Source organism: Saccharothrix algeriensis, from assembly GCF_016907655.1.
Classification (GTDB): domain Bacteria; phylum Actinomycetota; class Actinomycetes; order Mycobacteriales; family Pseudonocardiaceae; genus Actinosynnema; species Actinosynnema algeriense.
The window spans coordinates 3,997,412-4,021,847 of sequence record NZ_JAFBCL010000001.1 but is presented as its reverse complement, the minus strand read 5'-3'; the positions used below and the strand labels follow the sequence as shown (position 1 = coordinate 4,021,847).

6 protein-coding genes are annotated in these 24,436 nt (G+C 75.1%); all 6 read left to right on the top strand.

Annotated elements, in window-relative coordinates:
• Window positions 1–152 precede the first annotated feature (152 nt).
• The 6 genes from JOE68_RS18475 to JOE68_RS18450 all read left to right on the top strand — a co-directional run bounded on the left by JOE68_RS18475 (window position 153) and on the right by JOE68_RS18450 (window position 24,425).
• Window positions 153–19,340, top strand: coding sequence for a toxin glutamine deamidase domain-containing protein (locus JOE68_RS18475; RefSeq protein WP_204843561.1), 19,188 nt, complete (start codon window positions 153–155; stop codon window positions 19,338–19,340).
• A gap of 40 nt (window positions 19,341–19,380) precedes the next feature.
• Window positions 19,381–20,649 carry a toxin glutamine deamidase domain-containing protein gene (locus JOE68_RS31880; protein WP_307819737.1) on the top strand — a complete coding sequence of 423 codons (1,269 nt, stop codon included), beginning with the start codon at window positions 19,381–19,383 and terminating at the stop codon, window positions 20,647–20,649.
• A 383-nt stretch (window positions 20,650–21,032) separates the two neighbouring features.
• Window positions 21,033–21,455 carry a succinate dehydrogenase, cytochrome b556 subunit gene (sdhC, locus tag JOE68_RS18465; protein WP_204843560.1) on the top strand — a complete coding sequence of 141 codons (423 nt, stop codon included), beginning with the start codon at window positions 21,033–21,035 and terminating at the stop codon, window positions 21,453–21,455.
• Window positions 21,456–21,457: 2 nt separating this feature from the next.
• The gene (locus tag JOE68_RS18460; RefSeq protein ID WP_204843559.1) at window positions 21,458–21,868 is read left to right on the top strand and encodes a succinate dehydrogenase hydrophobic membrane anchor subunit; all 411 of its coding nucleotides are present in this window, start codon (window positions 21,458–21,460) and stop codon (window positions 21,866–21,868) included.
• A gap of 23 nt (window positions 21,869–21,891) precedes the next feature.
• Window positions 21,892–23,643: a succinate dehydrogenase flavoprotein subunit gene (sdhA, locus tag JOE68_RS18455; RefSeq protein WP_204843558.1), complete on the top strand. Its 1,752-nt coding sequence runs from the start codon at window positions 21,892–21,894 to the stop codon at window positions 23,641–23,643.
• Window positions 23,643–24,425, top strand: coding sequence for a succinate dehydrogenase iron-sulfur subunit (locus JOE68_RS18450; RefSeq protein ID WP_204843557.1), 783 nt, complete (start codon window positions 23,643–23,645; stop codon window positions 24,423–24,425). The genes sdhA and JOE68_RS18450 overlap by 1 nt, the downstream gene beginning before the upstream one ends.
• Window positions 24,426–24,436: the final 11 nt, after the last annotated feature.

Genomic DNA, 24,436 nt, shown 5'->3' with positions numbered 1-24,436 from the left:
TGGCCCCCAAGAACTCCGGTGGCGGTAACCCGAGCCCGGAGACGACCCCGCCGCCGAGCCCGCCGCCGCCCGCGCCGGGCCCGACGCCGGGTCCCACCCCGCCGCCGCCCCCCGCGGGCGGGCCGACGGGCGGCTCCGGCTCCGGTTTCGGCATGAGCGGCAGCGCCATGGAGCGGCTCCAGGCCAAGGCCGCCGAGCTCCAGTCCAGGCTGGGCGGCATCTCCACCGGGCTGCGCGGCCTGCAGCTGGGGCCGAGCGCGCTGGGCCCGATCGGCATGTTCACGGTGTCGGGGCTGAACAGCTCGACCACCAACTCGGTCGAGCAGGTGGACCGGGCGGCCACGACGTTCGGGAACGTCCAGGCGGGGCTGAGGGCGACCCAGCAGACGCACGTCCTCACCGACGCCAACAGCTCCAAGGAGTTCGGCAGGATCATCCCGGACTCGGGCGCCCAGCGCCCGCCCGGCGGGCCCTCCGGCGGGCCCTCGGGCGGGCCGAGGGCGGGCGGTCCGAAGGTCAGCGGGGCGACCGGGCCGAAGGGCGGCGGCGGACCGACCGCGCCCGGCGGGCCGAAGGGCGGCGGTGGACCGGCGGTCAACCCGGTCCAGGGGCCGAAGGGCGGCGCGGGCACCGGACCGGCGGGCGCCAAGGGCGGCGCCGGCGGGCCGGGTGTCGGGCCGATCACCGGGCCGCAGGGCGGTCCGGGCGCGACGCCGAGCGGGTCGTCGAAGGGCGGCGCCGGTGGACCGGGTGTCGGGTCGATCAGCGGGCCGAAGGGCGGGGCCGGCACCGGGCCGTCCGGCGGGCCGTCGAAGGGCGGCGGGCCCGGTGTCGGGCCGATCACCGCGCCCGGGGGTGGCGGCGGGCTGCCCGGCGGGTCCAAGGGGCTGCCGGGCGGGCCGGGGGTCGGGCCGATCAGCGGGCCGCAGGGCGGTCCGGGCGCGACGCCGGGCGGGGCGAAGGCCGGTGGCGCGCCGTCGTCCGGCGGGCCGGGCGTCCAGCCGCCCGCCGGGGCGGGCCTGCCGCCCGGGGCGAAGGGCGGCGTTCCCGGTGGGCTGCCCGGCGGTGCTTCCGGTGGGCTGCCCGGTGGTGTTCCCGGCGGCGGTGTTCCCGGTGGTGTGCCCGGCGGCGGTGTTGCGGGCGGGGCGAACCCGGCATCGGGTCCGAGGACCGCCGTGGGCGGTGCCCCCGCGACGGCCCCTCCGGTCGGTGGTGGGTCGGTGGCGCCGGGCAGCCCGGCGGCGCCCCCGATGGCCGGCGGCCCGATGGGCGGCGCCGGCGCGCCCGGCGGGGCGGGCGCGTCCGAGCGGTCGAGCAGGTTCGCGGGCGGTCCCGGCAAGGGCGTCTTCGACGCGCCCACGCCGCCGCCCGGCAACGGCACGATCAACAAGGCCCCGGCGACCTCGGCGTCCACACCGCCGCCCGCGCCCAAGCCGACGCTGCCCGGTGACGGCGCGCCCGCGCCGAAACCCGGCGCGCCTTCGGCCCAGCCGTTCCCGGCGCCGAGGTCCGACGCGCCGGGAACGCCGAGGGTCGACACCCCGGCGGCGAAGGTCGACGTCCCTCCCGCGAGGGGCGGCGCCCCGGCGGCGAAGGTCGACCTCCCACCCGCGAAGGTCGACGCCCCACCCGCGAAGGTCGATACCCCGGCGGCGAAGGTCGACACCCCGCCGGCGCAGCACGCCAGCACCTCCCCGGCGGGCAGGACCCCGACGCCCGCCGCGGCGCAGCCGGGCGGTGTGCCGCAGGCCGCCGTGCCACCGGTCGCACCGCCGGTCGGCGCACCCACCGCACCCGCGCCCGGCGGCTCCGACCGGTCGAGCAGGTTCGCCGCGGGCCCCGGCAAGGGCGTTTTCGACGCGCCCTCGCCGAAGGCCGGCGACGGCACCGTCGACAAGGCCCCGCCGTCCTCACCGTCCACACCACCGCCCGCGCCCAAGCCGACGCCCCCGCTCCAGCCGACGTCGCCGGTCCAGCCGCCGACGCCGGTCCAGCCGACGTCACCGGGTCAGCCGACGCCGGTCCAGCCGACGTCGCCGGGCCGGCCGACGCCTCCCGTCCAGCCACCGGCGCTCGCCCAGCCGACGCCCCCGGTGCAGCCGCCGGCGCCCGACACCAGGAACCCCCGGGACAAGGCCGCCGACGACACCGACACCGACCGCCCCGACGGCAGGGCGAGCGCCGAGGTCCCGGCCATCGTGGTCACGCCACCGCCCGTGGCGATCACCCCGGACGCCCCGCGCCCCGCCCCCACCTCGAACAAGGGCAAGCAGAAGGCCGAGCCCGACACCCCGCAGCCCGACACCCGGCAGCCCGACACCCGGCAGCCCGACGGCAGGACCGGGCCCGACGACATCGAGCTGATGCCGACCGGCAACGCCGAGGCGAGCAGCAGCAGGACCCCGGCCCCCGACCGGACGCCGGACCGTACCCCCGACCGGACCCCGGGTGGAGGCCCGAACGGGAACCCGGACCCGAGCGGGAGCGGCAGCCCGGACCCGGGCGGGAACCCCGACCCGGCCGCCGGCACGCCCGACGTCCTGTCCTCCCTGCCCCGCCTCCCGGACTTCCTCCGCCGAGGCAGGGCGCTGGGCACCGCCGCGGTCACCGACGTGACCGGCGCGGCGGAGGTCACCGCCGGCGTCCGGGCCCTGCTGCCGGCCGACGCGAACGTCGACCCGGACGGGCTCGCCCGGATCGGGGCGGCGCTGACCGGGAACTTCGAGACCTTCCTCGGCGGTGGCCGCAGGTTCCCGCTCAAGGCGGGCAACCGGTGGTTCGAGGTCACCGTCGAGGCGAAGCTGGAGTCCCCGCCCGACCCCGCCGCCGCGACCACCCCGAACGTCTCCACGAAGGTCGACTTCACCGCCAACAGCACGGCCTCGGCGACCACCGCCAACTCCCTGTCCACCAACGGCGAGGTGGGCGTCAGCGCCACCGGCGGCCAGCTCGTCGGCGCGTTCGGCTCGGTGGCGGTCAAGGTCGGCCTCGCCCGGCCGGCCGTGTCGACCACCGTCCAGGCGACCGCGCAGGACCAGCGCGCCATCCGGGCGGGCGGCAAGTCCACGACCGTCGTCGTCCCGGTCACCTTCGACCTCTCGCTGACCGACGCCAACGCCCCGAACGCCGACCCGCGCAAGCCGGCGACCCCGCCGACCGGGACGGCCACCCTCCGGATCCCGAACGAGCTGGTCGAGCTGGCCCCGCCCGGCCCGGTGCAGAACGACCCGGACGCCGCGGTGGTCTCCAGGATCGAGCACCACGGGCCCGAGGCCGTCACGGTCGACGACCCGAAGCAGGCTTTCGACCGGGTCGCCAGGCTGCTGCCGCCGTCGGTGGTCAAGATCGGCGCGCCGGGTCGCACCGCGTTGCAGGACTTCCTGAGCCCCACGACGATCCGCGACAACTTCGGCGCGATGCTCAACGGCTGGGTCACCTCGCCGAACCTGGTGAGCCCCAACGCCTCCTACGCGGGCGCGGTGCAGATGAAGGCCACGCCCACCGACGTGCGGTTGATCGGCACCAACAGCGGGGCGCAGCTGCGCCTGCACGACATCGCCACCACCAACACCGGGGTCACGGCCAACACCAAGAGCGGTGTCGACGTCACGGCCTCCGTCGGTTTCGGCGCGAACCCGCCCGTGGGGGTGACCGGCTCGATCGCGGCCGTGGGTGGCATCGGGGCCAAGGTGACCGAGACGTCGAACACCGGCACCAACGTCGGCAACCGGGCCGGCGTGCAGGTCAAGAGCGACATCGGCCTGTACGAGGTGAAGGCGGACCTGGAAGTCCGCACCGCCAACGGCAAGGTCGACCGGATCCCGGTCACCACCTACGTGCGGGTGGGCCTGCCGGAGGCGCAGCTGCAGAAGCTGCCCACGCCGGAGGGGTCCGCGGACTTCAAGGCCGGCTCCCCCGACACCAGGGTCGCGCCGCCCTACCTGGGCGCCGCGCTGGCGGCGGGCAACGTCAAGGTCGGCGAGTTCGCGCCCGCCCACCGGGTGCAGCAGCAGGTCGAGTCGCAGCTGCGGAAGGTGCCCGAGCTGGCGGGCTTCCTGCCGGAGTGGGACGAGCGCGCGGGCACGCCCGTGCGGGGCAAGGGCCCCAAGAACTTCGCCGACGTCGTGGCGCAGCTGGAGAACCAGCGCAAGCTGGACGCCGAGCTGTCGCCGACCGCGCTGCGGGCCAGGTTGGACAGCCTGGTCGGCCCCGGCGTCGACGTGCAGCTCAAGCACCGGGGGCGCTTCACCAACGACTTCGTCAACATCAACGTCAAGGCCAAGCTGACCGGCGGGACCCACCTGGGGCAGGTGGACGACCACAACGTGCGCGGCTGGTCGGGCAGCGGCCCCCGGCTGGACAGCTCGACCACCACCCAGAAGGGCTGGAACGCGGGCGTCGAGGGCAAGCTCGGCGGCAAGTCCGACGTGGGCGCCGCCACCCTCACGCCCACCGGCGCCGTGGGCGTCAAGCGCAGCTCCAACACCGCGGTGCGGACCACCGCGGGCCCGGCGGTGAACAGCTCCGGGCTGAACGCGGGCGGCGCCAACGCCCAGGTCTTCGACTACCGGGTCGAGTTCGAGGTCGAGATCACCCGGTTCAGCCGCAACCGCGCGTGGGTCAAGCGGATCACGCCGGGGATGCCGCAGCTCCAGGTGCCGGTGCCGCAGGTCGTCGCGCGGACCGGGCCGCCGCCGGCGGTCAACCCGACCGGGATCGGGCGGATCGACGACATCTCCGGCACCGTGCAGCTGTGGGCGTCGGACAGCTCCACGATCGACAAGAGCAGGCTGACCCCCGAGCGGGCCGCCGAGCTGCGGCCGAAGGACCCGGTGGTGGTCCCGGACGTCACCCCGCCAGCGAGCCTCAGGGACTGGCTCACCGACGCGCCCGGCAAGGCCGCGCCGGAGATCCTGCACGTCGAGGCGCTGACCAACGCGCACGCGGTCAAGCAGCAGGCGATCGAGGTGCTCGACAGGGCCGCCGGCGGCGACTCGTCGCTGACCGTGCCGGGCACGCCCGCGCGCAACCAGATCGACCGGATGTTCAGCCCGGAGGCCATGAAGGCCAACCTGACCAGGATGGTCGAGACCGGCGTGCAGGAGGGCGGCCTGAAGTACGGCCGCCGGATCAACGACCGGACCGGCGCGATCGGGGTCAAGGTCGAGCTGGGCACGCCCGAGCTGGTGGCGGTCGCGGACAGGACCAGCACCGAGAACACCACCAGCGGCGGGTTCCGGACCGGGGACAACCGGGTCGGCGGCGTGTCGTGGGAGGCGCAGGCCGGCGTCACCGTCCCCGCGAAGCCGGTCGCGAACGCCACCGGTCAGGGCGGGATCGGCGTCGTGGCCAAGAAGACGCTGTGGTCCAAGTCTGAGGCGTCCGGCGCGGAGGTCGCCGGGAACGTGGACCGGGTCAAGAACACGCCCTCGGGCGTGCGCACCGTGCTGCTGCGGTTCAACCCGACGGTCACCGTGGTCGCCGAGAGCCGCGCCGGCAACACCGCGCACAAGGGCGCGCCGTCGACCGCCGCGGGCGCCGTGCACCTGCCGGGCGGCCTGTTCGCGCGGGTCAGCGAGCAGACGGCGATCGAGCTGGGAGCCCTGGCCGACCCCTCGGCCACGCCCTCCCCCACCCCGCAGACCACCCCGCCGACCGGCGCCCCGCAAACCGACGCCACGCCGACCGGTGCCGCACCGACCGGCACCCCGCCGACCGGTGCCACGCCGACCGGCACCCCGCAAACCGACGCCACGCCGACCGGTGCCACGCCGACCGGCACCCCGCCGACCGGCACCCCGCCGACCGGTGCCACGCCGAACCCCGACACGCAGACCGCACCCGCGCCGGCCGACCCGGACGCCATCACCCCCGCCGACCCGGACGCCGTCACGCCGGCCCCGGAGCCGCCGTCGTCCCCGGCCCCCGACGCGGAGGTCCTGCCGCCGAAGACCTTCGACCCGGCGAAGCCCGGCTCGATGGGCCTGGGCATGGTCGAGGCGATGCCGCCGACCCTGTCGCGGCTGGTGCCGAACCTGCTGACCGACCTGAAGGCCAAGGGCCTCGACCTGGTGCCGGACTCGGTGCTGGACGACTCGATGAACAACCTCCGGCGCCTGCTGGACCTCGGGTCCCCGACCAGCGTCAGGTCCCTGATGGACAGCGCGCTCGACGGTGGTGTGCCGCTGCTGGTGCACAAGCCCAACACGTTCGGCAAGGACACCTACCAGGTGACCCTGAAGGCGAACATCGACGGCTCGCCGAAGTTCACCGGCGTGGCCAACGACGGCATCGACGTCGAGCACATCATCGCGGGCAGCACCAGGAGCACCACCGGGTCCGGCCGCGGCAGCGGCTGGGGCGCGGGGCTCAAGCTGCCCGGTGCGGGCCTGCCGCAGAACACCGACCCGAACCTGTCCGGCACGTCGGCGGGCGTCTCCGTCGCGGTCAACACCGGCAGCTCGACCACCACGAACGTCACCGACGCCACGACGAGCCAGGTCGGGCACAAGCGGGTCGGCACCGGTCCGGTGGCCAGGTTCGACGTGCCCGTGAAGTTCGAGCTGGTGGTGGAGAGGGGCACCGGCGGCGCACCCCTCGCGCAGGGCTCGGTCACCGGCGACGTGTCCGTGCGGCTGCACGCCGACAACCTGAAGATCGCACCCGCCCCGGCGCCTGCCGGGAACAACCCCGCCGCGCCCACCGCAGCGCCACCCACCGCACCGCCCGCAGCACCGCCCGCAGCACCGCCCGCAGCGCCCACCGCACCGCCCGCACCACCCACAGCGCCGCCCGCCGACCCCGGCCCGAGCAGGCAACCCCGGAGCGAGGCCGCGGGCAGCCGGATCGAGCAGTGGCAGCGGTCCGGCAACCCGGCCGTGCTGCCGCCGTCCGCGTCGGTGGAGACCTTCCGCGGCGCGAAGGAGCTGCGCGAGGCCGCGGTCACCGCCTTGCGGGAGGCGGGCGCGAAGGCCGGCCTGACCGGCAAGGGCACCGGCTCGCTCAACGCGCTGCACTCGGCGCTCAGCTCGGAGACCCTCCAGCCGCACCTGCCGGGCATGGTGTCCGGCCCGCTGACCGTGCCGGGCCTGCACGAGGCGTCGCTGACCAGCGGTCAGCACGCCGACGTCAAGGTGTACGCGAAGCTGGTCAACCCGAAGCTCGCCGGGCTGAGCACGGGCGTGAAGATGGAGAACCCGACCAGCACCTCGACCTCGACCTCGGCCGACGTCCGCAGGACCGAGGGCAACGACGTCGTCGTGGGCGGCGCCACGGGCGGGTTCAAGTCCGAGAGCCCGGCCACGATCTTCAGCACGCCCGGCCTGGAGTTCAAGCACGGCGGCGAGGTCACCGACGCCGACACCGGCGGCACGCAGAACAACCAGGTCAACGACCTCAAGCGGGACGGCCTGAGCGGCCTGGTCGAGTTCGACGTCGAGTACCGGGTCGTCGCCGACCTCGGCGGCGGCCGGGTCGGCGTGGTCGACCTGCCGCTGCCCGGGTCCGCGCAGGTGCGGATGCCCGAGGCGCAGGCCCTGGACGTGCTGGGGAACCAGGTCGGGCCGACCGCCAAGCCCGCGCTGGACACGCGGTTCGGGGACCTGGCCACCGCGCAGAAGGGCGTGAAGACCGCCGCCGACTCGTGGCGGAGCGCGGAGGTCGCCATCGAGACCGCCCGGCACCGGGCGCAGGACGCCGTCCTCGCGATCCCGGCGGACCGCCGCCAGGCCGACATCGACCTCGGCAGGGCGCAGGGCGCCCACACCGCGGCGACCGCGGACCTCGACCTCAGGCTGGCGGAGCAGAGCACCCTGGAAAACCGGGCCCGCGCCGCGGAGACCGACCTCGCGGAGGCCGGCCGGCAGCTCGACGCGGCGCGCGCGGACCTCATCCGCGCCGAGCAGCGCCGGGTCGCGGCGCAGGCCGCGCTCGACACGGCGCTGCTCGACTCCGAGAAGGCCACCCAGGACCTCAAGGACCTGGTGACCGAGCTGACCGCGAACCCCGACGCCGGCCGCCAGGCCCGCCTGCCCGCCGCCGCGCAGGACCTCGCCGACGCCGACAGCAGGGCGGGGTCCGCGCGCCGGGAGCTGGCCGCCGCCGACCAGGAGGTGCAGGACACCCGGAACGCGGTCGAGGAGCGGACCCGGCGGCACGACGAGGCGCTCGCCGAACTGGCGACGCGCGACCAGGAGGTCGAGCGGCACCAGGGCGCCATCGCGCCCGCCCGGGAGGCGCTCGCGCGGGCGCAGCAGGGGCTGGCCGCCGCGCACGCCGCCAAGGCCGAGGTCGAGGGCCGGGCGCAGCGCGTGGCGGAGGAGCTGCGGACGGCCCTGCCCGGCCTGCGCGCCGACGCCGACGCCCGGAAGCGGGAGTGGTTGGCGGCCAAGTCGGCCGTCGACCGGCGGATCGGCGACTTCAACACCGAGTTCGCCCAGCGGCCGACCCCGCCGCGCGACCCCGCCGCGCCCGCCCCCGCGCCGCAGGCCCCGACCGCCGCGCCCGGCAACCCCGACCCGACGCCCCAGGACCCGACGCCCCAGGGCCCGAACCCCGGCACCACCACACCCCAGGCCCCCAGCCCCACCAACACCACCCCGCAAGGCCCCAACCCCACCGACACCACCACGCAGGCCCCCAGCCCGGCCGGCACCACACCCCAGAGCCCCAGCCCGGCCGACACCACTCCGCAGATCCCCAGCCCGGCCGGCACCACCACGCAGGCCCCCAGCCCGGCCGGCGCCACCGCCGACACCACCACGGCCGACACCACCACCCCGCAAGGCACCACCCCGCAAGGCACCACCCCGCAGGACGGCACCCCGCAGGTCCCGACCCCGGCCACCCGGCCGGCGCCACCCGCGCCCGAACCGGACCCCGCCCCACCGGCGGCCGACCCGACCCCGCGGACCCGCCCCGCCCCGGACACCCCGTCCTTCTCCGACCGCGCGGGCTTGGGGGACCGGTACTCCCCCAAGCAGCAGCGGCTGCTCGACCGCGCCGTGGAGGCGCTCGGCGACAGGCTCGCCGGGGACACCGGTGGAGCGCTCGCGAGCCGGATCGCGGCCACGATCCCGGACGACCCCGCCGTGGCGGACCTCGCCGAGCGGCTGAACGGGCAGGACCCGGCGACCGCCCGCGACGGGGCCGCCCGGGAGCTGGCGGCCCGCGTCTTCGAGCGCCGCCTGGCGGACACCCTCGACAGCACGGGCGACCTCGCCGAGCGGATGGACCTGTTCCGCCGCGAGTCGCGGGCCGACACCGGGCTGACGACCGCCGAGGCGACCGACCTGGTGGTCAGGCGCGCGGACAGCGTCGTCGCCGACGCGGTCCGGATCGCCACCGGGCTGGTCGGCACGCCGGCGCGCCCGTGGGCCGTGGTGGCGCTGGGCGGCTACGGCCGGGCGGAGCCGGCCCCGGCCAGCGACCTGGACTTCGCGGTGATCGGCGACGTCGACCGGGGCTCGGTCGACCACCACCACCTGCTGCTGCTGCAGGACCTGACCACCGACCTGATCGAGTTCGCCCGCGCCGACCTCCAGCACCGGCTGGGCGACCCCGCGGCCAAGGTGCTGTTCGAGCCGGACGCGCTCTGGCTCCGGACCGACCGGACCGCGCGGCCCGACGAGCTGGCCGCGAACAACCTCCGGACCGAGCCGGACCCGGACGACCCGCACCGCGACCCGCCGTCGGACCCGTCGTTCCCGAACTACGGCGTCGTCTACGACTCCAGGCTGGTCCCGGTCGACGGCCTCGCCAACGCCGACAACTCCGCGGACTCCCCGGTCTTCGACCGGTTCCGCGAGACCTACGCCTTCCAGGACAGGACCGCCGAGGCGAGGCAGGCGGGCAGCGCGCTCCTCCACACCGCCGACCCCGTCGTCAACCCGAAGGGCGAGACCAACCTCAAGGACGCCTTCCTGCGCCCGCTCACCCTGGGCACCAGGTGGCTGGCCGTGGCGGAGCTGATCACCAACCAGAACAGCACCGCCGGGCGCATCGACGTCCTGGAGCAGAAGGGCACGCTGAGCCCCGGGCAGGCCCAGGACCTGCGCAGGACCGTCGAGGACCTGCAGGGGCTCCGGCAGAAGCTGCACGGGCACTACGGCGTCGAGAAGGACACCTTCCGCCTGCCCACCACCATGGAGAAGCTGACCGGGTACCGCGCGCCGGGCGACAAGACCTACGTGCTCGACAAGCAGGAGATCGCCGCGGTCCAGCAGGCGCAGAAGGTGACCCGGCAGTACGTCGACCTCCTGCGCGCCGAGCTGCGCCCGGACCCGGCGACGCGACCGGCGCCGGGCACCGCGGAGGCGCAGCGGCCGGGTCCCTCGCGGCTCGCCGTCGCGGACGACCCGTCGTGGCGGCACAGCACCGCCGACACCGCGGACTGGTTCGCGCCGCAGGACCCGAAGCCCGCGTCGCAGTGGGAGTCGGTGCGGGACAAGGCGCCCGTGCGCACGGTGGACACCGAGGTCGCCGACGTGCGGCGGTCGAGCACCCCGGGCCGCCTCGACTCGGTGACCGGGCTGATCCGGCACGACGTGCGCCGGATGGAGGTCGAGCCGGGGCGGTGGGTGAAGGAGTACACGCTGCGGGTGCACCTGGAGCAGGGCGCCGGCGCGTCGGCGTCCGACCTGGCCGACGTGCGGCGCAAGGCCGTCGAGGGCGTCGACCGGTTGCTGAACCGGGGTCACCGGCTGCCCTCCGGGGACCAGTTCCACGCCCGGGTCGAGTTCGTCGACGACCCGAAGGACGCGCACACCACGGTCGAGGTGACCGGTTCCGCCACCGCCGACCAGCTCCACTGGGGCGGGCGGACCTCGCCGAACGTGCTCGCCCACGAGGTCGCGCACTACTTCGGCCTGCCCGACGAGTACCGGGACAAGGCGGGACCGGGCGCCCGCGTGTTCAACAGCGACGGCAGGCGCCTCCCGGCCGGGCACGCGCCGGCCAACCTGGTGGTGCCCGACAACGGCCTGATGGGCGCCGGGGTGCACCGCGACCCGGAGCTGAAGCCGCGGCACCTGTGGCTGATCGAGCGCACCACCGACAGCCAGGTCATGGTGCCCGACGGCGACCACGCCACGCTGAACGACCCGAACTCGCCGCGCCAGGCTCCCCCGACCCCGGTCGGCGCCGCGACCGGCCGGTCCGCCGACGCCCCGGGACCCGACGCCCCGGCAACCCGCCCCGCTCCACCGACCGACAACAGCACCACCACCCCCGCCCCACCGACCGCCACCGGCACCACCCCGCCGACCGACACCGCCACCGGCACCACCCCACCGACCGACAACACCGCCACCCCCACCACGCCGACCGACGCCACCATCAACCCCACCCCGGCCCCCGCCCCGGCGGTCGAAACGGCGGTCGAGACGGCCACCGACGCGACCGCACCCGCACCCGAGCCGAACACCGCTCCGCAGGGGGTCCTGCCGAACGTCCCCCTGCCCGCGTTCTTCCAGGAGAACAAGGCCCTGGGCACCATCGCGGTCACCGGCGTGCGAGGCGTGGAGCACGTGGTGGGGGCGATCACCGGGCTGCTGCCGAAGGTCGACGGCGCGACGCCCGTGGGCGTCGACCGCATCGGCCACCAGCTGGGCGCGAACTTCGAGTCGTTCCTCGGCGACGGCCGCACGTTCCAGGTCAGGGTCGGCAACCGCTGGTACGACGCCACCGTCCAGGCCCGGCTCGGCCAGGTCACCGCGCCCGGCGTCGCGTCACCCGCCAAGGTCGACAGCCGCGTCGACAGCGGCGCGACCGCCTCCACCACCACGAACCTGTCCACCGACAACGAACTGGCCTTCGGCGGGACGGTGAGCCAAGGCGGCGGCGCCTACCTGACGGTCGGCGTGAAGGGCCGGACCTCCACCCCGGCCACCTCCGCGAACAGCACCTCGTCCGCCGCGGACGACCGGGAGGTGCGCGGCGGCAACGCCTCCACCGGGTACGACGTCCCGGTCTCCTACACCCTCACCCTCACCGACCCGCGGACCGGCACGACCACCTCCCACGAGGTGCCGGCCGATCCGGGCGACCCGCACACCGCCTCCCTCCAGGTCCCCGACGACCTGAGCAGGCTCACGCACACCGACAACGCGCTCGGCCGGAAGACCGACCTGCGGGAGGCCGGCGCGGCGGTGGAGTTCCTGGTGCCCGAGGCGGTCTCGGACGTCGACGGCGACGCGCTGTTCCGGGCGGTCGCCGCGGGCCTGCACCCCTCGGTGGTCAAGCCGGGCGCGGACGGCCGCACCGACCTGCGGGACTTCCTCAGCCCCACCTCCATCCGCGACAACCTGCACGTGCTGCTCAACGGCTGGGTCACCTCGCCCCTCCTGGCCAGCCCCAACGCGAGCTACGGCGCGACCGTGCAGATGAGGGCGAAGCTGGTGGACGCCGAACTGGTCGGCGTGCACGGCAGCGCCCAGTTCCGGCTGCACGACACCGCCACCGCGAACACCGGCGTCACCTCCTCGACCGGCAAGGGCGTCGAGGTCGGCGGCGCGGTAGGCGGCGGCGTCGGCACCCCCGGCCCGATGGTCGTGACCGGTGGCGTCACCGGCTCGGTGTCGCGGAAGACGACCGACAGCTCGTCCGCCGGCGTCACGACGGTCAACCGGGCGGGTGTGCAGGTCGGCGGGAACACCGGGCTGTACCGGGTCGGTGTCGAGGTCGAGGTGCGCACGCCGTTCGCCCCGCCCGCGAAGGCGGACGGCGCGGTCGCGCCCGGCGACCGGCCGACGACGGTCAAGCAGGAGGTCGTCGCGTACGTGCGGCTGGGCCTGCCGGAGGCCGCCGCCCACGGCCTGCCGGTGCCGCCCGGCACGCAGCAGGACGTCGTCAGGCCGGGCACCGGCGGCACCCGCGTCGAACCGCCCTACCTGTCCGCCGGCCTGGCCGCGGGCAACGTCCGCGTCGGCCGGCTCGCCAACGCCGACCGGGTGCGGGCGCAGGTGGAGGACGCCCTCCGGGACCTGCCGGGCTTCGCCGGGTTCCTGCCGACGTGGGGGGCCGCCGGCCACCCGATCTCCAGCGGCAGGAACCACGCCGACGCGGCGGAGCAGGCGGACAACCAGCGCAGGCTGGACGCGGAGCTGTCGCCGACGGCGCTGCGGGCGAAGCTGGACAGCCTGCTCGGGCCGGGCGTGCAGGTGCAGCTCAAGCGCCGCGGCCTGGTGCACAACGACTTCGTCAACGTCACCGTCAAGGCGACGCTGGCCGGGCCGACGCACCTCGGCGAGGCGGACAACCGCCAGGTCCGCTCCCTGTCGTCGGCCGCGCCCAAGCTGGACAGCGCCACGACCACCGCGAAGGGCAGCAGCCTCGGCCTCGAGGTGCGCGGCGGGCCCAACCTCAAGAAGCCCGGCGGCGCGATCCTGACGCCCACCGCGAGCGCGGGCGTGAAGAAGTCGTGGACCTCGTCGGTGAAGACCGCCGCGGGCCCGACCGTCAACGACGTGGCGCTCAACGTCGGCGACGCGAAGGCGCAGGTCTTCGCGCACGACATCCGGTTCGAGATCGAGGTCACCCGGTTCAGCCGGCCGCGCACGTGGGTGCAGCGGGTCCTGCCGGGCGCGCCGCAGCTGCAGGTCCCGGACGCGAAGACGGTCGTGCGGACCGGATCGCCCGCCGCCGGCGGCGCGGCTGCCCCGGGGACCGACCCGAAGGCCGTGCGGACCGTCGAGCCGATCACCGGCGAGGTCCACCTGTGGGTCCCGGACGGCTCGACCCTGCCCGTGGGCACGACCGGTTTCGAGCCCGAGGCCCCGGTGTCCGTCGACGTGCCCCCGACCACGATCGACTCGCTGCTGAAGAAGACCGCCCCCGCGGTCCCCGGCGCCGCGCCCGCGGTGGTCGGGCCGGACGCCGCGGCCCCGCGGTTCCCGATCTCCAGCCGCCCCGACTCCTACGACTGGCTGCACGTCGAGGCCGTGGCGCACTCGTCGGCGCTGCGGGACCGGGCGATCGAGGTGCTGACCCGGGCCGCGGGCCGGGACTCGTCGCTGACCGTGCCCGGCACGGTCTCGCGCAACCGGATCGACCAGCTGTTCAGCCCGGAGGGCCTGAAGGCCAACCTGCGCCGGATGCACGAGAACGGCCTCGTCGAGGACGGCCTGCGGTTCGACCGCCGGGTCACCGACCGGACCGGCGCGGTCGGCGTCGCCGTGCGCTTCGACCGGGCCGAACTGGTGTCCCTCTCGGACACCACGCCCACCGAGGTGTGGACCGGCGGCGGCTTCAAGGCCGGCGGGAGCGACGCCGAGGGCACGTCGGTGGAGTTCACCGCCGCCGCCGGCCTCAGCGGCAAGCCCGACGGCAACACCCCGCGCGGGGCCGGCTCGTTCACCGCCAACGCCAAGGTCACGCCCTGGTCGGAGTCCTCGGCCAAGGCCACCGAGATCGGCGGCAACGTCGACCGCAAGCTGGTCCGGCCGGCCGGCGAGCGGACCGCGCTGGTGCGGCTGGACGCGACGTTCACGGTGGTCGGCGAGACCAGGTCCGGCAACGCCGTGGTCCCGGGCACGCCGCGGGCCGAGGCGGCGGGCGTGCGGCTGGAGGGCGGCGTGTTCGTCCGGGTCAGCGAGCAGATGGCGCGCGACATGGGGCTGCTGCAGGACGTCGGGGTGGCCCCCGCGCCGGCGCCCGACCGGATGCTCCCGCCGAAGCGGCTCACCCCGGACCAGCCGAGTTCGCTGGGCCTGAGCCTGGTGGAGGACGTGCCGGACCTGTCCGCCGTCGTCACCGACCTCGTCGGGAAGGTCAACGCCGACACCAAGGGCAGGGTCGGCCCCGGCCTCGTCCCGGGGTCGGTGCTGAAGGACTCGATGCGCAACCTGCGGCGGCTGGTCGACCTCACCTCGCCCACCAGCGTGAAGGCGCTCATCGACAGCGCCCTGGACGGCGGCGTGCCGCTGCTGCTGCACCAGCCGGGCGCGCTGATGGGCAAGGACACCTACCAGGTGACCCTCAAGGCGAAGGCCGGCTCGCCGGAGTTCCTCGGCGCGGTCAACGACGGCCACGACATCGAGCACATCCTCACCGGCTCCGCGAAGAGCACCGAGTCGTCCACCAAGGGCTGGTCGGTCGGCGCCGGGGCCAAGGCCCTGGGGCTGCACCTGCCGGACGTGAAGGACGGCGGGTCGCCCTCGGTCGGCGGCTCCGCCGGCGCGGCGCTGGGCCACGGGCGGAGCAGGACGACCACCGGCGCCTCGGTCGAGCAGTTCGGCCACAAGCACACCGCCACCGGTCCCGCCGTGCGCTACCGCGTGCCGATCGGGTTCGAGCTGGTGGTGGAGAAGGGGACGCGGAAGGTCGCCGAGGCGTCCAGCGCGGACAAGTCCCCGATGACCGTCCGCCTGCACGCCGACAACGTGCGGGTCGAGACGGGGACCGACGCCGACGCCCGGCAGCCCTACCGGGAGCCGACGCCCGTGCCCCGCCCGGACGCCGGGGACGTGCGGGCCTGGCAGCGCCCCGCCCCGCCCGTGGGCGGGACCCCCGCGCCCACCCCGCCGACCACCACCGCACCCGTCGCCCCCGAGGTCCCGCCCGCGCCGCAGACCCCCACCGCGCCGCAGACCCCCACCGCGCCGCAGACCCCCACCGCGCCGCAGACCCCGACCACGCCGCAGGCCCCCACCGCGCCGGGGGCCCAAGCCGCGCCGGAGGTCCCGGCCGCGGCCCCTGCGACGCCACCCGCCCGCCCGGTCGCCGTGCCGCCCGGCGCGTCCGTGGAGGGGATGCGCGGCGCGGAGGCCGTCCGGGAGGCGGCGCTGCGGGCGCTCGCCGAGGCGGGCGCGCGCAAGGGGCTCACCGGCAAGGGCACCGGGGCGCGGAACGCCCTGCTGGCCGCGCTCAGCTCGGAGACCCTCCAGTCGATGCTGCCGGGCATGACCACGGGCCCGCTGGAGGTGCCGGGCCTGCACGAAGCGGCGCTGGTCAACGCCCAGCGCGCGAACCTCAAGGTGTACGCGCGGCTGCTCGACCCGCGGCTCGACTCGCTGACCGACGGCGTGAAGCTGGAGAACCCCACCTCGAGGACGCAGACCACCGGGACCGAGGTCAAGCACTCCGACTCCGGCGACGTCACGGTCGGCCTGCCCGCCTTCGGCTACAACCGCAAGGCGGTGGACGGCCAGGGCGAGCCGGACCTGCCGCGCTCGGTCAACTCGGCCTCCACCGGCCCCGAGTGGAAGCACTCCGCCGAGGACTCCACCACCGGCGCGGGCCGGCCCACCAGCGGCACCGCGCAGAACCTCAAGCCGTCCGGCCGGACCGCGCTGGTCGAGTTCGACGTCGAGTACCGGTTCGTCGCGGAGGTCGACGGCAGGGAGGTCACCTTCGACCTCCGGGTGCCGAGGTCGGCGGACCTGCGGATGCCGGTGGCCGACCTGGAGCCGGTGCTCGGCCGCACCGTCGACGCCGACCTGGCCGCCGCGCAGGACGCCGTGCAGGCCGCCGCGAAGACCTGGCGGGACGCGCAGGCCCTCGCCGACCGCGCCCGGCACCACGCCCAGCGGCTGCTCATCGACCAGGTCGCGGCGCAGCAGGACGTCGCCCGCCTGGCGGACCGGGAAGGCCGGGCGCAGGCGGACCTGGGGGCCGCGCAGGGCGACGTCGCAGCCGCCCGCCGGCGGCACGACGCCGTCCTGGCCGCGCACCCCGCGCTGACCGACCTGCCCCCGCGGATCGACGCGCTGGGCCAGGCCCGGTCCCACACCGAGGGCCTCCTGCCCGGCCTGGAGGGCACGGCCCGCGACACCCGGTCCGCCGTCGAGCTGCTGGAAGCCGAGTCCGCGGACCTCGCCGAGCGGAGCCGGCGGCTCCGGGAGCGGCTGGCCGAGATCCACGACGCCGAGATCCGCGACGCCGTGATCCGCGCAGCCGGCAGCCACCGGGCCGCACCCGACACCGCACCCGGCACCACGTCCGGACCCGCGCCCGGCCCCACGTCCGGACCCGCACCCGGCCCCACGTCCGGACCCGCACTCGACACCGCGTCCGACACCGCGTCCGACACCCCGGCGGACAACACCCCGGCGGACAACACCCCGGCGGAGAGCACCCCCGGCGGCGACCTCGCCGCGCGGACCGCCCCGCTGACCGCCGAGCTGGACCAGGTGACGGCGCGGCTGGCCGAGATCGACGCGGACCTCGTGCCCGAGCGGCGCCGGGCCCGGGACGCCGCCACCGCGCTGGACGACGCGCGGCGGACCGCCCGGGAACACGCGGACGGCATCGACCGGCTCACCCGGCGGCTGGAGACCACCCGCGCCGAGGTGGAGCCACGCCTGGAGCACGAGCGCGCGCAGGAGCGGGCGGCACGGGCCAGGGCCGCGCGCTCGGCGGCGACCCTGGCGGACGTGCGGCAGCAGCTGGAAGACGCCCGCGCCGCGGCGGCCGGGTTCCCCGCGCTGATCGAAGCGGCCAAGGCGGACCTGCGCGACAGGCAGACCGCGGCCGACACCGCGCAGCGGACCTGGTGGGACGCGAAGAAGACCGCCGACCGCCTGATCGGGGAGTTCGCCCCGGCCCCGAACCCGCCCAGCACCCCACCCACACCGACCACCGCCGAAACACCCCCCACACCGACCACCGCCGAAGCACCACCCGCACCGGTCGCTCCCGAAACCCCGCCGACGCCGGTCACCGCCGAAGCCCCACCCCCCGCACCGGTCACCGCCGGGACCCCGCCCGCCGAGACCCCGACGTCGACCACGGCCGCCCCACCGGTCATCGTCGTGACACCGGCCGACGGCGGGACGCCGACCACCGGGACGTTCGGCGCGCCGGCCGCCGCCCCCACCACCCCCGCGCCGGCGCCGGCGGCCACGCCGCCGGCACCCGCAGCACCGCCGGCACCCGCGGCACCGGCCACGCCGGCGGCACCCGCGGCACCGCCGGCGCCGATCAGCCCCGACCAGCGCAAAGCCGAGCGGGACAGGGCCGCCGCCGACCTGTCGGCCAAGCTGCTCGCCGAGCAGACCGCCGAGAGCAACCACCTGGCCGAGGCGCAGCGGGCCGCGTGGGAGGAGAAGCTGCGGGAGCTGGAGCTGCGGCAGTACGCCGACCACGTGGCCGGGGTGGAGGCCATCCGGACCCGGTTGGAGCGGGAGCACCGCGAGGCCGAGCGCGCCTTCACCGCCGATCAGGACCGGGCCCTCGCCGCCGAGCGGGCCCGGCTCGCCGGGGTGCAGCGCGCCGAGCTGGACCGACTGGCCCAGGAGCTGGTGTTCGCCCAGTCGCCGCGCCGGCAGCGGCTGGTCGAGCAGCTGACGCTCGACCAGGACCTGGAGCGCCGGCAGGCCGAGGCGCAGATCCGCGACCGGCTCGCCCGCGCGCCGGGCTCGTTCGACCCGAACGCGGCCTGGAACTCGCTGCTCGCCCACCAGGCCGCCACCCGGGACAACGCCCTCCGGCAGCTCGACGGCGACCTGGCGGCCGAGCGGCAGCGGGTGGAGGCCGAGGCGCGCGACCGGCTGGAGCGGGAGGCGCGGGCCGAGGAGCAGCGGTTCCTGGTCCGCCAGCAGGACGAGCGGGTGGCGTTCCTGCAGCACCTGGCGGCCGAGCGGGACGCCCACCGCCGCGCGGCCGAGCAGGAACTGGCCGACCGGCAGCGGCAGGAGCGCGAGCGGGTGGAACGGGAGACCGCCACCGGGCAGGAGGTGGTGCGCACCGTGTCGAAGCGGTTCGTCGACCACCGCCTGGACCTCGCGCACGACGCCGGGCTGCGCGAGTGGCTGCCGCCCGGCACCCGGCACCACGGCGCGTTCGCCGACGACGCGACCGCCGCGAAGTGGGCCGACGACGCCTACCCCGGTCTCGCCGCGGTCAACCGCAAGCCGTTCGAGGCGGGCGTCCCCGGCCACAACGTCAACTGCACGAACTGCGTCATCGCCACCCACGAGACGCTGCACGGCAGGCCGGTGGCCGCGCCCCCGCTGCCCGGCCCCGCGCCGGGCAGCTACCTGGAGCAGACGTTCAACGCCAACTTCCGGGTGGTGCCCAACTACCACCACGTGGTCGACCACCTGGCCGCCGAACCGGGCAGGCACGTCGGTGTGGGCATCACCCGCACCGACGGCAGCGGCCACGTGTTCAACGCCTGGAACGACGGCCGGGGCATCACCTTCTTCGACGCCCAGAGCCACCGACCGGCGAAGCTGGAGCGGACCGCCGCGAAGATCGAGCTGATCCCGCTGCCGAACCTGCCCGGCCTGCCCAACCTGCCGCCCACCACGGCGCCCACCGCAGCACCCACAGGGACGCCCGCCGGGGCGACCCCACCCATCCCCGTACCCGCCTGGACACCGCCTGCGACCCGGGCGCCCTGAGCGGGTAAGCACAACCATGACTCGAACCCACGAGGTGCGCGTGACACGGACACGGGACGTCGCCCAGCAGTGGCTCGACCGGGCCTACGGCGGCGGTTCGGCCGAGCCGACCCGGTACGCCCTGCTGGAGACACCGCGCCTGGCGGTGTTCGGCTGCCGCTTCCGGGGCGCGGCCGAACCCATGCTGGCCGGCGCGATCGCGGTGCCGGCCAACGGCGACGCGCCCTACCCGCTGCCCAACGACCGCCCGTTCGGCGACCTGGGCATCGGCGAGGAGCACCCCGGCGACTGGCGCGCCCCGGCCGAGCGGGACTGGGTGTGGCGGGTCAACGCCCGCAACTGCGTGGTCGCCGCCGACGCGGCGGTGGACCGCGCCCCGGCGTCCGCGCTGCCCTGGCAGCCCGCCGACGAGCGCCCCGGCTGGTGGGACCGGCTGCGCGCCGGCCACTTCCCGCAGGCCGAGGTCGCGGCCTGCGGCGGCTGGGACGAGGTGCTCGCCGCCGTCCGCGACGGCGGCCCGGACACCAGGGGCGTGGTCTGGGTGCGCCGCGAGCTGGCCGGCGTCGAGGTCACCGGCCACCTGCTCTACGCGCACCACGACGACGACGGCCGGGTGGCCGTGCTGGACGGCATGACCGGCGCGCCCGCCGACCTGGAGACGGCCACCGTGAGCGGCCTGGTGCTGGCCAGGTTCCACCGCCCGCGCCCCGCCCCGGAGCCGGCCGACCTGGGCAGCGCCGTCCGCCGGGCCGAGCGGCACCTCGCCGGGGCCTACGGCGAGGAGGTGGTGCTGGTCTCCCCCGGGCCGGCCGACGAGCTGGAGCGCGGCTGGCTGTTCGCCTGCACCACCCGCGCCTACCTGGCCTCCGGCGACTTCCACGACCAGCTGCTCGACGCCGCCCTGGTGGTGCCCAAGCACCCCGCCGAGGCGCCGTTCGCCCTGCCCAACGCCGACCCGTGGCGGTGGCTGGCCCGCTGGGACGCGGGCGCGACCGACCTCCCGCCACCGCCCGCGCCGGGCCCGGCGTCCTGGTTCGCCCCCACCCTCGCCCGGCTCGGCCGGGTGACCGGCACCTCCACCCACACGCGCTGGACCGAGGTCTTCGCCGAGTTCGCCGGCCTCCCGGTCGGCTCGGCGGCCCTGATCTGGATCCGCCGCCACGACCGGCGGGCCCGCGAGAGCGTCGGCCACCTCCTCAACGCCCGCCGCGCCGAGGACGGCCTGGAACTGGCCGACGGCACGACCGACACCCCGCCCACCCCGTCCGACGAGGGCGTGCTGGCCCTGCACGTCATCCACTACCAATGACCCCGCGCGCTGACGACCCCCGCCCACCCCACCCGAACGGGTGGACCTCCCCCTTCTCCCCTACCCACCTGAATCAATCCAGCCAATCCCACCCCTGAATCAATCCAGCCCCCTTGCACGCGCCCCCCGCGAGGTCGCGTCGGGAGGTCGGGTCCCATTTCCCTTCGATCACGCTTTTGGATCGAAGGGAAATCGGACCCGACCTGCCGACTCCCGGCGACCGAGCCGCCCCGGCGGAGGAGGGGCAATCCAGCACTGTTCTATCGCTCACAGACGCACGCGGCCATTGGGTCGTGCGTACCACGCGGGTCTAGCATCCGAGGGTCAAGGTCCCCTTCAGCACGGGGAGACCAGTCCACCACTGACGCTGGAGGCCGTTGCGCATGGCCGGCACCACCGCAACCGAGCGGTCGGGCACCTCCCGAGGAGGCGGCACGCTCTACCGTGGCGATCTGGGCATGTGGTCCTGGGTCGCCCACCGCATCACCGGTGTGTTGACGTTCTTCTTCCTGTTCGCGCACGTCCTGGACACCGCCCTGGTGCGCGTGTCACCGGACGCGTACGACAAGGTCATCGAGACCTACAAGAACCCGATCGTCAACCTGTTCGAGGTCGGCCTCGTCGGCGCCGTGCTCTACCACGCGCTCAACGGCATCCGCGTGATGCTCGTCGACTTCTGGTCCAAGGGCACGAAGTACCAGCGGCAGATGCTCTGGGCGATCCTGGGCGTCTGGGTCGCCGTGATGATCCCGGGCACCTACTTCATGATGGTCCGCACGGTGTCCGACATGTTCGGGGGTCACTGACCATGAGCGAGCTGATCCTCGACAAGCCCCGCTCCCCCCGCCGCCCCGCCGCCCGGCGCGGCAACGGCGAGCTGTACAGCTGGCTGTTCATGCGCATCTCCGGTGTGGCGCTGGTGGTGCTGGTGCTCGGGCACCTGTTCATCATGAACATCCTCGACGGCGGCGTGCACCGCATCAACTTCGGGTTCGTGGCGGGCCGCTGGGCCTCGCCGTTCTGGCAGTTCTGGGACCTGGCGATGCTGTGGCTGGCGCAGATCCACGGCGGCAACGGCCTGCGCACGGTCATCAACGACTACGCCCGCAAGGACGCCACCCGGTTCTGGCTCAAGGTGCTGCTCTACGCGTCGATGGTGCTGATCATCGCCCTCGGCACGTACGTGATCTTCACCTTCGACCCGAACATCACCTCCTGACCCGCTGCGGGGAGTAGTCCGACATGCAGTTCCACAAGTACGACGTCGTGATCATCGGCGCAGGCGGCGCCGGGATGCGCGCGGCGATCGAGTCCGGCCAGCGCGCCCGCACGGCGGTCCTCACCAAGCTCTACCCCACGCGTTCCCACACGGGCGCCGCGCAGGGCGGCATGTGCGCCGCGCTGGCGAACGTGGAGGAGGACAACTGGGAGTGGCACACCTTCGACACGATCAAGGGCGGCGACTACCTGGTCGACCAGGACGCCGCCGAGATCATGGCGAAGGAGGCCATCGACGCGGTCCTCGACCTGGAGAAGATGGGCCTGCCGTTCAACCGCACGCCCGAGGGCAGGATCGACCAGCGGCGGTTCGGCGGCCACACCCGCAACCACGGCGAGGCCGCCGTGCGCCGGGCCTGCTACGCGGCCGACCGCACCGGCCACATGATCCTCCAGACGCTCTACCAGAACTGCGTCAAGCACGGCATCGAGTTCTTCAACGAGTTCTACGTGCTCGACATCTGCCTGACCGAGACCGCCGACGGCCCGGTGTGCACCGGCGCGGTGGCCTACGAGCTGGCCACCGGCGAGATCCACGTCTTCCAGGCCAAGTCCGTCGTGTTCGCCACCGGCGGTTTCGGCAAGGTCTTCAAGACCACGTCGAACGCCCACACGCTGACCGGCGACGGCATGGGCATCGTGTTCCGCAAGGGCCTGCCGCTGGAGGACATGGAGTTCTACCAGTTCCACCCGACCGGTCTCGCGGGCCTGGGCATCCTGCTCACCGAGGGCGCGCGCGGCGAGGGCGCGATCCTGCGCAACGCCTCCGGCGAGCGGTTCATGGAGCGCTACGCCCCCACCATCAAGGACCTGGCGCCGCGCGACATCGTGGCCCGGTCGATGGCGCTGGAGGTGCTGGAGGGCCGCGGCGCCGGCCCGAACAAGGACTACGTGCTGCTGGACTGCACGCACCTGGGCGCCGAGGTGCTGGAGACCAAGCTCCCGGACATCACCGAGTTCGCCCGCACGTACCTGGCGGTCGACCCGGTGAAGGAGCCGGTGCCGGTGTACCCGACCGCGCACTACGCGATGGGCGGCATCCCGACCAACGTGCACGGCGAGGTGCTGCGGGACAACGACCACGTCCTGCCCGGCCTGTACGCGGCGGGCGAGTGCGCCTGCGTGTCGGTGCACGGCGCGAACCGCCTGGGCACCAACTCGCTGCTGGACATCAACGTGTTCGGCCGCCGCGCCGGCATCGCCGCCGCGGAGTACGCCAACTCCCACGAGCACGTCGAGCTGCCGGAGAACCCGGCCGCGCAGGTCGAGGCGCAGGTCGCGCTGGTGCTGTCCGAGCACGGCCAGGAGCGCGTGGCGGACATCCGCACCGAGCTGCAGGCCACGATGGACGCCAACGCGTCGGTGTACCGCACCGAGGACACGCTCAAGCAGGCCCTGCACGACGTGCAGGCGCTCAAGGAGCGCTACCAGCGGATCACCGTGCAGGACAAGGGGAAGCGGTTCAACACCGACCTCCTGGAAGCCGTGGAGCTGGGCTTCCTGCTGGAACTGGCCGAGGTCCTGGTCGTCGGCGCGCTGGCGCGCAAGGAGTCCCGCGGCGGTCACGCCCGCGAGGACTACCCCAACCGCGACGACACCAACTTCATGCGCCACAGCATGTACTACAAGCAGGGTGAGGGCCTGTCTGCGGACATCCGCCTGGACTACAAGCCCGTGACGTTCACCCGGTACCAGCCGATGGAGCGCAAGTACTGATGACCGCTACCGCTGAAGCGTCGACGGGTTCGCGGGGCTCGCAGCCCCCGGTGCCGGACGGCGCGATCACCGTCACCCTGAAGGTCCGCCGGTTCAACCCGGAGGTCGACGACGAGCCGCGCTGGGACTCGTTCGAGATCCCGGCCCTGCCGTCGGACCGCGTGCTGAACCTGCTGCACTACGTGAAGTGGTACCTGGACGGGACGCTCACGTTCCGCCGGTCGTGCGCGCACGGCATCTGCGGCTCGGACGCGATGCGCATCAACGGCGTGAACCGCCTGGCCTGCAAGGTGCTGCTCAAGGACCTGCTGGCCGCCGGCGGCAAGCAGACCACGATCACCGTCGAGCCGATCAAGGGCCTGCCGGTGAACAAGGACCTGCTGGTCGACATGGAGCCGTTCTTCGAGGCGTTCCGGGCGGTCAAGCCGTACCTGATCACCTACGGCAACGAGCCGACCCGCGAGCGCGTGCAGTCGGTGGCCGACCGCGAGCGCTTCGACGACACCACGAAGTGCATCCTGTGCGCCTGCTGCACCACCTCGTGCCCGGTGTACTGGACCGAGGGCTCGTACTTCGGCCCGGCGTCGATCGTCAACGCCCACCGCTTCATCTTCGACTCGCGCGACGAGGGCGCGGAGGAGCGGCTGGACATCCTCAACGACGTCGACGGCGTGTGGCGCTGCCGGACCACGTTCAACTGCACCGACGCCTGCCCGCGCGGCATCCAGGTCACCAAGGCCATCCAGGAGGTCAAGCGCGCGCTGCTGTTCAAGCGCGTCTGACCCGGCGAACG

Coding starts and splice junctions, on each gene's coding strand:
- JOE68_RS18475 (WP_204843561.1), top strand. CDS start 153: ATGAGCGGCAGCGCCATGGAGCGGCTCCAGGCCAAGGCCGCCGAGCTC.
- sdhC (WP_204843560.1), top strand. CDS start 21,033: ATGGCCGGCACCACCGCAACCGAGCGGTCGGGCACCTCCCGAGGAGGC.
- JOE68_RS18460 (WP_204843559.1), top strand. CDS start 21,458: ATGAGCGAGCTGATCCTCGACAAGCCCCGCTCCCCCCGCCGCCCCGCC.
- sdhA (WP_204843558.1), top strand. CDS start 21,892: ATGCAGTTCCACAAGTACGACGTCGTGATCATCGGCGCAGGCGGCGCC.
- JOE68_RS18450 (WP_204843557.1), top strand. CDS start 23,643: ATGACCGCTACCGCTGAAGCGTCGACGGGTTCGCGGGGCTCGCAGCCC.